The 13,611-nt window shown below is 73.1% G+C and carries 14 protein-coding genes; 4 read left to right on the top strand and 10 right to left on the bottom strand.

Features of this window, described 5'->3' with window-relative positions; all coding sequences use genetic code 11:
• Positions 1–178: 178 nt before the first annotated feature.
• Positions 179–880, top strand: a complete 702-nt coding sequence (locus tag AC5WS8_RS08510) for an HdeD family acid-resistance protein (protein WP_496102678.1) — start codon at positions 179–181, stop codon at positions 878–880.
• 116 nt (positions 881–996) lie between these two features.
• Here AC5WS8_RS08510 and AC5WS8_RS08505 read toward each other — a convergent pair whose 3' ends face one another.
• Complete coding sequence (locus tag AC5WS8_RS08505; protein ID WP_496102677.1) at positions 997–2,055, bottom strand: PucR family transcriptional regulator; 1,059 nt, start codon at positions 2,053–2,055, stop codon at positions 997–999.
• 280 nt (positions 2,056–2,335) lie between these two features.
• Here AC5WS8_RS08505 and AC5WS8_RS08500 point away from each other — a divergent pair, with 280 nt between their 5' ends.
• The 3 genes from AC5WS8_RS08500 to AC5WS8_RS08490 all read left to right on the top strand — a co-directional run bounded on the left by AC5WS8_RS08500 (position 2,336) and on the right by AC5WS8_RS08490 (position 4,848).
• Positions 2,336–2,491, top strand: coding sequence for a hypothetical protein (locus AC5WS8_RS08500; protein WP_496102676.1), 156 nt, complete (start codon positions 2,336–2,338; stop codon positions 2,489–2,491).
• Positions 2,492–3,425: 934 nt separating this feature from the next.
• Positions 3,426–4,166 carry a CBS domain-containing protein gene (locus AC5WS8_RS08495; RefSeq protein ID WP_496102675.1) on the top strand — a complete coding sequence of 247 codons (741 nt, stop codon included), beginning with the start codon at positions 3,426–3,428 and terminating at the stop codon, positions 4,164–4,166.
• Between the two features lie 7 nt (positions 4,167–4,173).
• Positions 4,174–4,848, top strand: coding sequence for a helix-turn-helix domain-containing protein (locus AC5WS8_RS08490; RefSeq protein WP_496102674.1), 675 nt, complete (start codon positions 4,174–4,176; stop codon positions 4,846–4,848).
• Here the strand turns inward: AC5WS8_RS08490 and AC5WS8_RS08485 are convergent.
• The 9 genes from AC5WS8_RS08485 to AC5WS8_RS08445 all read right to left on the bottom strand — a co-directional run bounded on the left by AC5WS8_RS08485 (position 4,838) and on the right by AC5WS8_RS08445 (position 13,589).
• The gene (locus AC5WS8_RS08485; protein WP_496102673.1) at positions 4,838–6,421 is read right to left on the bottom strand and encodes a bifunctional aminoglycoside phosphotransferase/ATP-binding protein; all 1,584 of its coding nucleotides are present in this window, start codon (positions 6,419–6,421) and stop codon (positions 4,838–4,840) included. The two genes, AC5WS8_RS08490 and AC5WS8_RS08485, sit on opposite strands and share 11 nt — an antisense overlap.
• Positions 6,422–6,446: 25 nt before the next feature.
• Positions 6,447–7,313 carry a universal stress protein gene (locus AC5WS8_RS08480; protein ID WP_496102672.1) on the bottom strand — a complete coding sequence of 289 codons (867 nt, stop codon included), beginning with the start codon at positions 7,311–7,313 and terminating at the stop codon, positions 6,447–6,449.
• Between the two features lie 162 nt (positions 7,314–7,475).
• A complete protein-coding gene (locus AC5WS8_RS08475; protein ID WP_496102671.1) occupies positions 7,476–7,949 on the bottom strand; it encodes a hydrogenase maturation protease in 474 nt (157 codons plus the stop codon).
• Complete coding sequence (locus AC5WS8_RS08470; RefSeq protein WP_496102670.1) at positions 7,946–9,307, bottom strand: Ni/Fe hydrogenase subunit alpha; 1,362 nt, start codon at positions 9,305–9,307, stop codon at positions 7,946–7,948. Before AC5WS8_RS08470 ends, AC5WS8_RS08475 begins: the two co-directional genes overlap by 4 nt.
• Complete coding sequence (locus AC5WS8_RS08465; RefSeq protein ID WP_496102669.1) at positions 9,304–10,209, bottom strand: NADH-quinone oxidoreductase subunit B family protein; 906 nt, start codon at positions 10,207–10,209, stop codon at positions 9,304–9,306. Before AC5WS8_RS08465 ends, AC5WS8_RS08470 begins: the two co-directional genes overlap by 4 nt.
• Position 10,210: 1 nt before the next feature.
• Positions 10,211–11,032, bottom strand: a complete 822-nt coding sequence (locus AC5WS8_RS08460) for an FAD/NAD(P)-binding protein (protein WP_496102668.1) — start codon at positions 11,030–11,032, stop codon at positions 10,211–10,213.
• The gene (locus AC5WS8_RS08455; RefSeq protein WP_496102667.1) at positions 11,029–11,487 is read right to left on the bottom strand and encodes a Crp/Fnr family transcriptional regulator; all 459 of its coding nucleotides are present in this window, start codon (positions 11,485–11,487) and stop codon (positions 11,029–11,031) included. Before AC5WS8_RS08455 ends, AC5WS8_RS08460 begins: the two co-directional genes overlap by 4 nt.
• A complete protein-coding gene (locus tag AC5WS8_RS08450; RefSeq protein WP_496102790.1) occupies positions 11,484–12,593 on the bottom strand; it encodes a 4Fe-4S dicluster domain-containing protein in 1,110 nt (369 codons plus the stop codon). Before AC5WS8_RS08450 ends, AC5WS8_RS08455 begins: the two co-directional genes overlap by 4 nt.
• 552 nt (positions 12,594–13,145) lie before the next feature.
• On the bottom strand, positions 13,146–13,589 hold the full coding sequence (locus AC5WS8_RS08445) for a universal stress protein (RefSeq protein WP_496102666.1): 444 nt from the start codon (positions 13,587–13,589) through the stop codon (positions 13,146–13,148).
• Between the last annotated feature and the right edge of the window lie 22 nt (positions 13,590–13,611).

Here is a 13,611-nt window from a genome sequence, read left to right as displayed (position 1 = left end):
AGCAGTCGCGCTCCGGTGCGCCTCTCCAGCAGCGGCGCACGGGGCGGGTGTGGTCTCGCATCCACCGCCGTGCTCTTCCTCTCCACCGAGCGGCCCGAGGCCGATCGGGTGACGATGGACGGGTAACAGTCGTGACCACCAGACGTGACCACGCTGCTCCCAGAAGGAGGCAGGCGTCATGGCATCTTCCGCTGGTTCCCCGGGCCCCGTTCCCCCGCGCGGCACCGAGCCGCACGCGCAGGAAAGACCGCAGACGCCGGACACCCCCCTGGCCGGAGGCCTGGCCGCCCTGGCGAACATGGGCTGGCAGATCCTGCTCACCATGGGCCTCGCCAGCATTGCCCTGGGCGTGATCGCCTTGGTCTGGCCGGGCGCGACGCTGCGGGTCGCCGGCGTACTCTTCGGCGTCTATCTGGTCGTCACCGGTGTCTTCGAGCTGGCCGGCGCCTTCGGTAGCCACGTCGCCCGGCATCTTCGGGTCCTGCACTTCATCACCGGTGCGGCCTCCATCCTGCTGGGATTGATCAGCTTCCGGGGTCCCCTGGAGTCGATCCTGCTGCTCGCCCTGTGGATCGGCTTCAGCTGGCTGCTGCGCGGCACTACGGAGACGGCCGCGGCGGTCTCGGTCCAGGACATGCCGGCGCGGGGCTGGCACGTGGCCTTCGGCATCATCGGCTCCATGGCGGGCGTCGTCATGATCATCATGCCGTTCGCGTCGATCGGGACACTCACCCTGGTAGTGGGTGTCATGGCCATAGTCCTGGGCCTGACCGAGGTGTTCCGCGCCATCAGGACGCGCGTCGAGATCGGCCGTCTCACTGCGGGCGCGGCCACCGAGCGGCGTCCCCTGTTCCGCGCCCGTCCGCACCCGCAGCACTGACCGGCGGGGCCGGACGGCAGTCGGCGTCGCCGGTGGTTGTGGTTGGTTCGCGCTCCGCGTGAGCCGGGCGTGCCCTGTCGCAGGCCGGTCCGGGGCGGGCTGCCGGCGGTTCGGTGTCAGAGGTTCTTGGCGGGCCAGTCCAGCAGCCGGGCGCCGATGACGGCAGTCTGGAGCATGTAGCGGTGGGCGGGGTCGGCGGGGTCGGCGCCGGTGAGCCGGTGGATGCGTTCCAGGCGGTAGGTCATGGCCCGCACGCTCAGGGAGAGGCGGCGGGCGGCTTCGGCCGCGACGCAGCCGGAGTCGAAGTAGGCGGTGAGGGTGTCGAGGAGTGGCTGGGCGCCGCCACGGGCGGTGGTGAGCGGGCCGAGGGTGTTCGAGACGAGGTCGGCCATGGCCTGGCGGTCGCGGGTGAGGACGGGGTAGACGAGCAGGTCGGCGGCGTGCAGCACCGGGTCGTCGAGACCGATGCGCTCGGCCATCTCCAAGGCGTTCAGGGCCTCTTCGTAGGACTGGACCACTCCGCCGGGGCCCGGCTGTGGGCGGCCGATGGCGACCCGGCCGCCGTCGGTGGCGGCGTGGGCCTGCTTGGCGAAGTAGGGCAGGATCTGGTCCTCGTGGCCGGGGGCGATGCACAGCAGCCGGCCGTCCTTGGTGGTGAGCAGGACGCTGCGGTTGCCGAAGCGGGTGATCAGCGCGCGCTCCACCTGCCGGGTCACGGGGTCGCTCTCGTCGTAGGCGGTCGGGCCCTGGGCGACGGCGACGGCGTGGGCGTGGGAGAGGCGCAGGCCGAAGCGTTCGGCGCGTTCGGCCAGGTGGCCGAGGTCGCTGCGGCCGTAGAGGAGGTCGTCGATGAACTCGCGGCGGGCGGCTTCCTCCTGGCGCACGGCCAGGCGCTGGGCGCGTTCGTAGCCCTCGGCGAACGCGTCGACGACCTGCTGCATGGCCGCGAGGGTGCTGTCGGCCGAGCCGGGGGTGGCGGGCCACGCGGCGCGGGCCGCGGCCAGGTGCGCGACGACCAGGGCACGCAGTCCGTGCCCGGCATCCGCGGCCTGCTCGCCGAGAGCGCGCCGTGACTCGATCTCCTCGCGGGTGAGACGGCGCCCGGTGGCCGAGACCTCGGTCAGGATCCGGGCGTAGCCGTCCAGGTACTGCTCGGGTATTTCCCGCTGCGTCACACCGTCCCCCGAATCCTGACGCGCCGCTGACGCGTTCTTAGCGTTCCACCGGCATGCAGACCCTAGTGAACACTGCCGGGAACCGGCAATGCGCGGAGCGGATGCGGCTGTGCACCATGGCCCGCGGGGAGTACTGCGGATGGTTCGGGTGCCGGGCACCGGCAGGTGCTGGGCTGCGGATGGTTCCGGTGCCGGGTCCCGGCAGGTGCCCGGCACGGCGCAACCGGACGCCGGCAGTGCGCCGTCCGGGTGCGCCGTGCGCGGGAGAGGGGGTCGCAGGATGCGGGTGGTCGTGGAGGCCGGCATCGGTTTTCCCGTGGTCGTGGAGGCCGCCACCGGTTTTGCCGTGCTCCTGTTCACCGCCGCTCTCGAGGTGGTCATGTGCTTCCGGCTGCCGGTCGGTGTCCGGCATGCGGCCGGTCACGAGGAGTGGTGATCATGCCCTTCCTGATCCCCCTCGCCGCCGCCGTGCTGATCGTGGCGGTCTGCACGGCCGTGCTGGTCCGCCGGGACCGACGGCGGATGGCCCCGCCCCCGGGAGCGGGCCGCCTCGCATGCGTCGACATCATGCAGGGCGCTGACGCCCGGTCTTCCCGTCGGCGTCCAGGAGGGCGGCGTCGTACGGCCCGCGGACGGTCCGTCCGGCGTCTCTGACCCGGTCGGCCTCTGCGGAGTGGCTCCGACGGGCTGGCTCTGTCACCGGCATCGTCATGGGAAGGACGCCCGGGCCGGCTCCGTCTGCACGGCGGAACCGGGCTCGCCGGGTGCGGACGGCCCGTGGCCACCGCCCACCGGCGGCCTCAGGACGGGAGCGGCCATGCCCGTGCCCTGGTTCCGGTCACCGTCGGGCAGTGCGGACGGGGACCGCTGATGCCTGGTCATGGCGGCAGGACGCGCCGGTGTCCACACGGCCGGATGTGAGGGGAGGGCGGTCAGCAGGGGGGAACGGGCACCGTGTCCTCATCGTGGACGCGATCACCGGGCGCCGCATCCGGGCGCCCCATCACAGGGCGCCGCATCCGGGCGTCCCATCACCGGGCACCCCATCGCACCCGGGCGCCCCATCACAGAGCGTCGCATCCGAGTGCCGGGTCCGTACGCGTCCCTGCCCGAACCGTTCGCCGCCCGAACCGTTCGCCGCCCGAACCGGTTCGCCGAGTGGTGGCGGGCGCCCCGTGGCTGGGGCCACCGGCGGGATCGCGATGCGCTTTCAGGGCCGACCGGCCCTCGTTCCACCCCGGTCAGCCCATGTGATCGCCGTCGAAGCAACGGATGCTCGAAGTGTCGAGAGGCGGGAGGAAACCGCACGCCTGCTGCTCCGCGGGCCACAGGACCCCTATCTGCGCCGGCTCCGCTGAGGAGGGAAGGACATGAAGCACAACAAGGTCGGCTCCGTGATGACCACGGACGTCGTCCGCGCCGAATACCGCACTCCGTTCAAGGAGGTCGCGCGGCTCCTCGCGGACCGCCGCATCAGCGGACTGCCCGTGGTGGACGACGACGACAAGGTCATCGGCGTCATCTCCGAAACGGATCTGGTGACCAGGCAGTCCGAAGCCCTCGACACGGACGGGACCAGGCGTCGCTTCCGGTTCCCCGAACGCACGCCGAGGGCTCGCAGGCAGGCCGCCGCTTCCAGTGCCTTCACCGCCGGTCAGCTCATGACCGCCCCGCCCGTCACCGTTCACGCCGAGGAGACCATCGCCGAAGCCGCGCGCACCATGGCGCACCACCACGTGGAGCGGCTGCCCGTACTGGACGAGGAGGACCGGCTCGTCGGCATCGTCACCCGCCGCGACGTGCTCCAGGTCTTTCTGCGGCCCGACGCCGAGATCCGCGGCGAAGTGATCGAGGAAGTGATGGTCCGCACCCTGCGACTGGCGCCCACGACCGTCGACGTCTTCGTGGTCGAAGGCGTGGTCACCCTCACCGGCCGGCTGGAACGCCGGAGCGAGACGCAGATCGCCGTCTCCATGACCCGGCAGATCGACGGAGTGGTCACGGTGATCGACCAGCTCACCTACGTGTTCGACGACTCCCCTCTGTCGTCCGGCGAGCGGTCACCGCACGGCTCGCCCACGACCCGCGGCGCGACCTCCGAGAGCAGGTGACGGGCGAATGGCCGCACAGACATCGCCGAACGCGTCGGGGGGCCGTCCCACCGGCGACCTCGGGCGGCGGATCGCGCTGCGGCGCGAGGAACTCGGTCTGACCCGGGAGGAAACGGCCGATCGGGCCGGTATGGCCGCAGGTTACCTGCGGTACCTGGAGGAGCAGCCCACCGCCGCGCCCAGCGCGGCCTCCCTCCTGCGGTTGGCCGGAGCGCTCGAGACCACCGTCCGGGACCTCTCCGGCGGCGACGTCGACCTGCCGCCCGGCCTCGGACAGGCAGGCCGGCACCCGAAGTTCACGGAGCTGACCCCGCGGGAGTGCCGGGAGCTGCTTTCCACGCACGGGGTGGGAAGACTCGCGGTGACCACCGCCTCGGGACCGGTCGTCGTCCCCGTGAACTACAGCGTCGTGGAAGGGGCGCTCGTCTTCAGGACGCAGCCGCACACGGTGCCTTCGCAGGCGTCGGGCTCTCAGGTGGCCCTCGAGATCGACCACATCGACGGAGCCCTGAGCCAGGGCTGGAGCGTCCTGGTACGCGGAGACGCCCGAGCCGTGACGGATCCCGGCTCCGTACGGCGGCTGGAGGAGCAAGCGCCGAGCGCGCCCTGGGCGGGCGGGCGACGGGAGCTGTGGATCCGCATCGAACCCCTGGACATCACCGGGCGCCGGATCACCGTGTGACCGCGTCCCGGGTCCCGGCGCGGCGGAAGACCTGGGCCTGACCGGGGCCCCACGGCCGTACGGCTGCCAGCGCCCGGACGACTGCGGACTCCAGGGGGCCGCTCGTGTCGATCGTGACGGCCTCCGCCCACGGGGTCTCCCTGGCCGCCATCGCGGCGGCCACCTCGAGGCCGGCGTCCGACGCTCCGGGGGCACGGGTGGCCAGGCGGGTCGCCGACACGTCGCCCGGGACCCGGCAGTGCAGGGCCACCAGGTCGGCGCTGGTGCGTTCGGCCGTGCGCACGGCCGCTGCGCGTTGTCCCGCGTCGGACCAGGTGGCGTCCAGGACGACGGACTCTCCGCAGGACAGCAGGGCGGATGCCCGGTCGAGCAGGGCCTGGTAGGTCCTGGCGGTCCACTCGGCCGTGTACAGGCCCTCCCCGTAGCCGGCCGCCGCGGACTGCTCCGCCGGGATGCCCGCGAGTTCCTTGCGGAGACGGTCGCTGCTGAGCAGCGTGACGCCGAGGCGGTCGGCCAGTGCTCCCGCGAGGGTGGACTTGCCGCTGCCCGGCAGTCCGCCCACGAGCGTGAGGCCGACGGTGGAGGCACGCAGGTGGCGCAGTGCCGTGGTGACCAGCCGGCGTGACGCCGCCTCCGCGCCGGGCGCGCCCTGACGGGCCTGGATCAGGGAGACCTTGGCGCGGACGAACGCGCGGTAGGCGACGTAGTGGTGCCACAGGGACGGTGGTGCCGGATCGCCGGAGTACTCGCTGTACCGGGTGAGGAAGAACGCGGCGGCCTCCGTCGCCCCGAGCTGCTCCAGGTCCATGGCGAGGAACGCGGCGTCGTCGAGGCCGTCGACGTAGCGGAGGTGGTCGTCGAACTCCAGGCAGTCCAGGATGCGCGGCCCGTCGTCGAGGCAGAAGACGTCCTCGGCGAGCAGGTCGCCGTGGCCGTCCACGATCCGCCCCTGCTCGATGCGGGCGTCGAACAGCCGTTTGCGTCCGGCCAGATAGCGGCGTACCAGCCGTTCGGTCTCCTCCACCCCCTCGGGCACCGGCCCGTCCCCGGCCAGTGCCCGGACCTGCGCGAAGCTGTCCTCCCAGCGCGAGGACAGTGCGTCTGCGGTGCCTTGTTCGTCGATCTCGCGGCCGCGGGGCGCGCCCGCGTGGCAGGTGGCGAGCTGCCGGGCGATGGCCCGGAGGTCGTCGTCGATCGCGGTGCCTTCCCGTACCAGCAGGGACAGGCGCCGGTCGGCCGGCATGCGGCGCATCACCACGAGCGGTTCGGGCGCCTTCGCCTCCGGGGTGCGGACCTCGCCGAGCCCGAGGTAGACGTCCGGTGCGAAGCGGCGGTTGAGGGCGACTTCCCGCTCACATGCGTCCCGGCGGGCCGCCACGGTCGAGTAGTCGAGGAAGCCCAGATCGACCGGTTTCTTGACCTTGTAGGCGCGGTCGCCGACGAAGAACACGAGGCCGGTGTGGGTCTCGCGGACTTCTGCGCGGGGGATCGCCGGAGCGTCGTGAGCCGGACCGGGCGCGCCGACTCCCGTGGCCGGCCCCGGCACCGTCGCGTCGGAGTGGTGCCCCGGCATGTTCGGCTCCCTCCGGTGGCCCGGCTCAGTCATGGGGTACGACGGCGACGGGGCAGCGGGCGTGGTGGAGGGCGGCCTGGGCCACGGGGCCCAGGCGTGGGGCGAGGGCGGCGCGGTGCCTGCGTCTGCCGACCACCAGCATTCCGGCGCCCTCGGCAGCGCGCACGACGGCCTTGGCGGGGCTGTCGAGAGCGATGGTGTCGGTGACGTCGACGTGCGGGAACTTCTCGCGCCAGGGGTGGAGCGCCTGGCTGAGCTGTTTCTGTGCGTCCTGCCCGATCTCCTCGGTGACGTCGTGGTCGATGCCCCAGGGCAACCGCGCGTGGAGGGGCACGCTGCGGCCGTGGACGGCCCGCAGGCCCACGTTCCTCGCCGCGGCGGTGCCGAAGGCGAACGCGAGCAGGTCGTCGCACGATCCGTGCAGTTTCAGCGCCACCACCACGTCGTGGGACGCGGGCGTGGGCACCTCTTCGCCTGTTTCGGCGCGGACCAGCACCACCGGCCGCTCGGCCCGTGCCACGACGGGCATGCTGACGTCACCCATGAAGTAGCTCTCGACGGGCTCCAGCCCGCGGGAACCGAGCACGGTCATCTCGGACTCGGATGCCGCTCGGAGCAGTGCGTGCTCGGCGTCGTCGGCGATCAGGCTGCCCACGACGGTGAGGCGGGGGTGGCGCGCCTGGAGTTTCGCCCGTGCGTCGTGCACGAGGCGCTTCGCCCAGTAGTTCTGATCGACCTCGCAGGGAAGGCGGGTCGGTTCCGGCACCAGCAGCGGCCACGCGTGCAGCAGGCGCAGGGTGAGCTTGCGCCGTTCGGCTTCGTCAGCGGCCCAGCGAGCGGCGGCGAGACTCTCGGGCGAGCCGTCGAGGCCCACCGTGACGACCGGGTCCATGGCGACTGCCTCCCTCTGGTGGGAAGCCGGAACGACGGGGCGGGAGTCCGCCGGTCCGGGCGGCACCGGCACGCCGGGCCCGGCTTCTTCTCATTCGAGGACTACCGCACACCTCCGTGCGGCGCACTCCGGCCAGGCACCGGTGTCCTGCGGGTGGCCCTCCTAGCGGTCGTGACCATGTGCCTTCCGTACGGAGGCGGCCACACGGTCGATCAGTTCGGGAAGGGCCGTACGCACCGGTTCGCTCAGGCCGGTACCCAGGTCTGTGTCGGACGCCTCCACGGCGTGCACCACGAGCTCGTGCGGGAGCCGGTCGAGGGTTCTCCCCAGGGCCAGGCACTCGCCCAGGCCCAGGGCGTGGGTGCTCGCCGGACCCGCCCGGTGCGCTGCCGCTTCCGCCGCTGACAGGGTGTGCAGCCGACCGGGCCGGGCAGGGTGCGCGCGGACGGCTTCCACCACGACCACTCCGTCGGCGCCGTGCCACAGGTCGAGCATCCGGCTGGGTTCGCCGTCGCTGACCGCGAGCACGGTGCCGTCGGGAACCCGGCCGCGCAGTGCCTCCACCACCGCCGGCCCGACGCCGTCGTCGCGGCGGAAGGGATTGCCCACCCCGATCACCACGATCCGGCCGCTCATGTGCGCTCCACCGTCAGGTCGAGGAAGTGCGCGGAGCAGGAGATGCAGGGGTCGTGGTTGCGGATGGCGCGCTCGCACACCGTGGTGAGCTCCTCGTCGTCGGCGGCGGGGCCCGGCCGGTCCAGTCGCGCCTGGACGGCCCGGCGCAGGTCCTCCTCGATGGCCGACTGGTTCTGGGCGGTGGGGGGAACGATGCGGGCCGCGGTGAGCGTGCCGTCCTGAGCCAGGGCGTAGCGGTGGTAGAGCAGTCCGCGGGGTGCCTCGGTGGCGCCGACGCCGACCGCCTCGCGTGGCGGGACGTCGACGGCCGGACGGGGAGGTGGTTCGTAGGCGTCGATGATCCGCAGGGCTTCCTCGACGGCGTGCACCACTTCCACGGCGCGTACGACGATGCTGCGGAAGGGGTTGCGGCAGACCGCGCCCGCGGCCGGGTCGCCGAGCCCGGCGTCCCGCGCGGCCTCGGCCGCCACGGGGTGCAGCCAGCGGCCGCCCAGGGCGTAGCGGGCCAGTGAGCCGGTCAGGTAGCGGCGGCCGTCGAGGGTGGCGGTCAGGGCGGTGGAGTGCGGTACGTGCTCCTCGTGGACGTGCCGCTCGAAGTCGGCGACCGGGAACGCGCGCAGCGCCGGGCTCCGCTCGGTGTCGCCTCCGTCGCGGACGGACAGGACGGCGGGGGTTCCGGAGTCGATGGCGTAGCGGCCCGGGTCCCGCAGCGCGAGCAGGTCGTAGTCGCACTCGGCGTCGGGGAAGTCGAACGCGGCCACCCAGCGCACGGTTTGAAGCGCGTCCTCGCGGGTCTGCCACAGCCGGTCCGCCAGCGGACGGAGTTCCTGGATCGTCGGCGTGCGGTAGAAGCCGCCGACGCGGACGTTGACCGGGTGGATGGGGCGGCCGCCCAACTGTTCCAGGATCGCGTTGCCGGCCTGCTTGGTCCTCAGGCCGCGCTCGACGGCGGCGCGGTGGTCGCGCGCGAGTTCGACCGCACTGGGGCAGCCGAGGAAGTCGGGGGCGTGCAGCAGATGGATGTGCAGGGTCTGGCTCTCGATCCACTCCCCGCAGTACAGCAGGCGGCGCAGTTCGGCCAGGGGGCCGTCCACGGTGACACCGCAGGCGTTCTCGATCGCCTGGCAGGCGCTCATCTGGTAGGCGACCGGGCAGATGCCGCAGATGCGGGAGGTGATGTCCGGCGGCTCGGTGTGTCCGCGGCCGATCAGGAAGGCCTCGAAGAACCGTGGCGGTTCGTAGATGCGCAGCCGTGCCTCGGCGATCGTTCCGTCGTGGACGCGCAGGTGGAGGGCGCCCTCGCCTTCCACGCGGGCCACTGCGTCCAGCCGCAGCACGCGGGATCCGCGATGGCTCATGCCGGCCCTTCCGGGGTGTCCTCTGTCCTGGCCTGGGAGTCGTCCGGTTCCTCGGCTGCCTCAGCCGCGAGACCGGGTACGGGGGCATATTCCGGTGACGCGGCGTTGAAGGTGCGGAAGACACGCAGGATGTCGCGCTCGCTCATCCCGTCGTGGCGCAGTTGCCGGACCATGGAGCGCAGGTTGGGGCTGTTGCTCGGGCCGAAGCAGCCGTAGCAGCCGCGTCCGTAGGCGGGGCAGATGGCGCCGCAGCCGGAGTGGGTGACCGGGCCGAGGCAGGGGGTGCCGTGGGCCACGGTGATGCAGGTGGTGCCGCGCCTCTTGCACTCGAAGCAGACGCTGTGGTCGGGGATGTTCGGTTTGCGTCCGGCCAGGTGGGCGGTGATGACTTCGAGGAGCTGGCGGCGGTCGATGGGGCAGCCGCGCAGTTCGAAGTCGACCGGTACGTGGGCCGAGACCGGTGTCGAGGTCTCCAGCGTGGCGATGTACTCCGGGTGGGCGTAGACCGCGGCGCGGAACTCGGCGACGTCCCCGAAGTTGCGCAGCGCCTGGATGCCTCCCGCGGTGGCGCAGGCTCCGATGGTGACCAGGCGCCGGGAGATGCGCCGGATGTGCCGGATCCGCTCGGCGTCCTCGGCGGTGGTGATCGATCCCTCGACCAGGGAGAGGTCGTACGGTCCGCGCCCGGACAGCTCCGCGCGCTCCCCGTCGGGGCCCTCGGCGGCGGACATCTCCAGGAAGTGCTCGATCCGTATCCGGTCGGTCAGGCCGAGCAGTTCGTCCTCGCAGTCGAGCAGGGTCAGCTGGCAGCCGTCGCAGGAGGCGAACTTCCACACGGCGAGTGTCGGCCGGGGGTCGGTGTCCGGCCGGGGATCGGCGCCAGGGGGGAGGTCGGTGGTCATCTCACAGCTCCCGTACGGCGAGCAGTGGTTCAGCCCGGTCGTAGCCGACGACCGGCCCGTCCCGGCACAGCAGAAGGGGGCCGAGCTGGCAGTGGCCGCAGTGGCCGGTGGCGCAGCGCATGGTGCGTTCCAGGGACACCTGGACGCGGTGCGGGGGCACGCCCCGGTCCGTCAGGGCGCGTGCGGTGTGGCGGATCATCACCTCGGGACCGCACACCAGCGCGCACGTGCGGTCGGGCCGGAGGGCGAACCGGTCCAGGAGTGTGGTGACCACCCCGACCGCGCCGTGCCAGCGGCCCGGGCCGGGGCGGTCGACGGTCACTTCCACCCGGGCCGGGCCGCGCCAGCTTTCGATCTCCTCCCGGTAGATCAGGTCGCCGGGAGTACGCGCGCCCACCAGGACCCCGAGCCGGCCGTAGGCGGCGGGCCGCTCCAGGACCGTGTGCACCACCGGCCGCAGCGGTGCAAGGCCGATGCCGCCTGCGATCACCAGCACGTCCTGGTCGGCCGCCGCGTCCAGATCCCAGCCGACGCCGTACGGCCCGCGCAGCCCCACGGTGTCTCCCGGGCGCAGTCGGTACAGCGCCCGGGAGACCGCGCCCACCGCACGCACCGTGTGCACCAGCCCCCCGTGCGGGCCGCGCAGGGAGCTGACCGAGACGGGCACCTCGCCGACGCCGAACGCGTAGACCATGGCGAACCGGCCCGGCGCGAACGGCGGCAGCTCCCGTCCCACCGGCACCAGCTCCACCGAGCGGGTGTCGGCGGTCTCCGGCCGGGTGCCGACGACCCGGTACGGCAGCGGAGGCGTCACGGTGCTCATCCCGGGCCGCTTCCGTAGGGCGCGTACAGGTCCAGCAGCCTGATGCGGGTCGCCTGCAGGCGCTCGGCGACGACCTCGGTGAAGCGGCGCATCAGGGCGTAGCCGAGTGCCGGGTCGGCCGCGCACAGGGCGAGGACTTCGGCGGCGGGGAACTGCCGCGCCTCCACCGCGGTCACCGCCTCGGCCCCCAGGTGCCAGCGGTACGGCGCGGAGATCCACGACCAGCCCAGCAGCTGGCCCGGACCGAGCGTCTCCACCACGGGCGCCGGGTGCCGGCCGGGGACGTACAGGTCGAGGGCGACCTCGCCGGAGCGCAGCAGCCAGAAGCGGTCGGCCTTCCCGCCCTCGTCGAACAGTCGCGTACCGGCCGGGTACGAGACGTCCAGTCCTGTGCCCAGCAGCCGTTCGCGGTGTGCGGCCGCAAGGAAGTCCAGGGACGACGGCAGGCCGGTCACGGGGCCTCCGCCTCCTCCGGTGCCCGGGACCGCGTCCAGTCGTGCAGGGCGGCGGCCTCCTCGGTGATGTCGATGCCGACCGGGCACCACACGATGCAGCGGCCGCAGCCGACACAGCCGGAGGAGCCGAACTGGTCGTACCAGGTGCCCAGTTTGTGGGTCATCCACTGCCGGTAGCGGCTGCGCGCGGACGCGCGGACCGGGCCGCCGTGCAGGTGGGAGAAGTCGAGGTCGAAGCAGGAGTCCCACAGCCGCCACCGCTCCGCGTGGTCACCGGTGAGGTCGGTGACGTCCTCGGTGGTGGTGCAGAAGCAGGTGGGACACACCATGGTGCAGTTGCCGCACGTCAGACAGCGCCCGGCGACGTCGTCCCAGCGGGGGGCGTCCAGCGTGCCGGCCATCAGTTCCCGCAGGTCGGCTTCGGGCATGGTCCGTCCCATGCGGTCCGCGGCGGAGGCGACGCCCGCCCGTGCCGCCTCGCGCGTGGCGGGGTCCGCCGGGCGAACGGGCAGTTCGGCGAGGATCTCGGCGCCTTCCTCGCTGCCGCCGCGGATCCAGAAACGGTGGCCGTCGTCGTCGACCACCTCGGTCATCACCAGGTCGTAGCCGGGCCCGGCCGCGGGTCCGGTGCCCATCGAGACGCAGAAGCAGGTGGCGCCGGGCTCCGTGCACTCCACCGCCACCAGGAACGCTCCGGTGCGCCGCCCCATATAGACGGGGTCGCGGTGCGGCCCGCCGGTGAGCACCCGGTCCTGGACGGCGATGGCCCGCAGGTCGCAGGAGCGCACCCCGAGGAACGCGTACCGGCCGGGCGGGGGCTCGTCAGCCGTGAACACCGTCCCGTCCCCCACCCGGTCGGCACTCCACTGCCGTACCCGCGCCGGATGCAGGAACGCCTTCCACGACTGCGGGCCCGCCGCGTTCGCGAATGCGGCACCGTCCACCCGCTCGCGCAGCCGGTACTGTCCGGCCTCCAGCTCCACGCCCCATCCGTAGGGCAACCGGTCGGCCGACTCCAGCTCCTCCAGCACGATCGCACCGTCCCGCACGGTGGGGCCGACCACGGTGAAACCGCGCGCGATCAGGACGTCGACCAGCGCGGCCATCCCGTCCTTGCCGATCACGCAGTTCTCGTGCTCGTTCACGGCAGCCTCCGGACTGTGTCTGGTCGCCTGTGTCCAGTCTCGCGTCGCGCAGCGCCCGGCCAAGAGCCGAACGGCCCTGCCGGAGCAGCCTCAGGGCCCATGCGGTGCGGGCTCGCACGGAGGCGGTGGGACCGAAGAAGGGGCGGACCGGCAGCAGGACGCGCGTGGTGAGCCTGCGGGACTTCCCCGCACGGTTCCCTCCGACCGGCAGGCCGGGAGCCTCTGCCGCCGCGGTCCCCGCCGGCCGGGCGGCGGAGCGCGCCGCGGGACTGGAGCAGTCCCTCGCACGGCTGGCCGACGTTCGGCGGGAGGCGGCCGGCTTCCGCGAGGGGGCGGGGGCGGCCCGCACCCGCGACGACCACCCTCACGTCGCGGCGCGGCTGATCGCGGCACCGGCCCGCGCCCGGCAGGTGCGGGAGCCCGCCCGACCTGACTCCGCGTCGAGGCGGGGCAGGAGCCGACGTCCTGGGAGCGGCCGTCACGCACGACCCGCTCATGGCCTCCCGGACCGCCTCATCGCGTTTCCGGGCGCACGATGACGACCGGGCACTTCGCGTGCTGAGCGACGTGCTGGCTGACGGAGCCCAGCAGGGCCCGCGCGAACCCGCCCCGCCCCCTGCTGCCCACCACCAACGCCTCAGCGCCCTCGGCTGCCATCAGAAGCACCTCGACGGTGTTCCCCCGGACCACGAGCCCCCTGACCGAGCCGGCCTCCTCGGCTCCCAGCACGTCGCTCAGCTCCTGGCTCAGCCGCTGCCGGGCGACGGCCTCGTCGAAGTCGGCGTCCACGGCCAGAGCCGACCAGCCGTACGCGCCGGGCAGATCCCACGCCACCACCGCGTCCACGGTGCCGCCGATCAGGCCGGCGTACCGCACGGCCCAGCGCAGTGCCGCGTGCGAGGACGGCGAACCGTCGACACCGGCCACGACACGAGGCCTGGAAGCGTCCGTGCCCATACGTCCCACCTCTCCCGCGGCC

This window comes from Streptomyces sp. PTL18, from assembly GCF_059510295.1.
This window is presented reverse-complemented; position numbering and strand designations above follow the sequence as displayed.

Coding starts and splice junctions, on each gene's coding strand:
- AC5WS8_RS08510 (WP_496102678.1), top strand. CDS start 179: ATGGCATCTTCCGCTGGTTCCCCGGGCCCCGTTCCCCCGCGCGGCACC.
- AC5WS8_RS08500 (WP_496102676.1), top strand. CDS start 2,336: ATGCGGGTGGTCGTGGAGGCCGGCATCGGTTTTCCCGTGGTCGTGGAG.
- AC5WS8_RS08495 (WP_496102675.1), top strand. CDS start 3,426: ATGAAGCACAACAAGGTCGGCTCCGTGATGACCACGGACGTCGTCCGC.
- AC5WS8_RS08490 (WP_496102674.1), top strand. CDS start 4,174: ATGGCCGCACAGACATCGCCGAACGCGTCGGGGGGCCGTCCCACCGGC.
- AC5WS8_RS08485 (WP_496102673.1), bottom strand. CDS start 6,421: ATGCCGGGGCACCACTCCGACGCGACGGTGCCGGGGCCGGCCACGGGA.
- AC5WS8_RS08480 (WP_496102672.1), bottom strand. CDS start 7,313: ATGGACCCGGTCGTCACGGTGGGCCTCGACGGCTCGCCCGAGAGTCTC.
- AC5WS8_RS08475 (WP_496102671.1), bottom strand. CDS start 7,949: ATGAGCGGCCGGATCGTGGTGATCGGGGTGGGCAATCCCTTCCGCCGC.
- AC5WS8_RS08470 (WP_496102670.1), bottom strand. CDS start 9,307: ATGAGCCATCGCGGATCCCGCGTGCTGCGGCTGGACGCAGTGGCCCGC.
- AC5WS8_RS08465 (WP_496102669.1), bottom strand. CDS start 10,209: ATGACCACCGACCTCCCCCCTGGCGCCGATCCCCGGCCGGACACCGAC.
- AC5WS8_RS08460 (WP_496102668.1), bottom strand. CDS start 11,032: ATGAGCACCGTGACGCCTCCGCTGCCGTACCGGGTCGTCGGCACCCGG.
- AC5WS8_RS08450 (WP_496102790.1), bottom strand. CDS start 12,593: ATGGCCGCGCTGGTCGACGTCCTGATCGCGCGCGGTTTCACCGTGGTC.
- AC5WS8_RS08445 (WP_496102666.1), bottom strand. CDS start 13,589: ATGGGCACGGACGCTTCCAGGCCTCGTGTCGTGGCCGGTGTCGACGGT.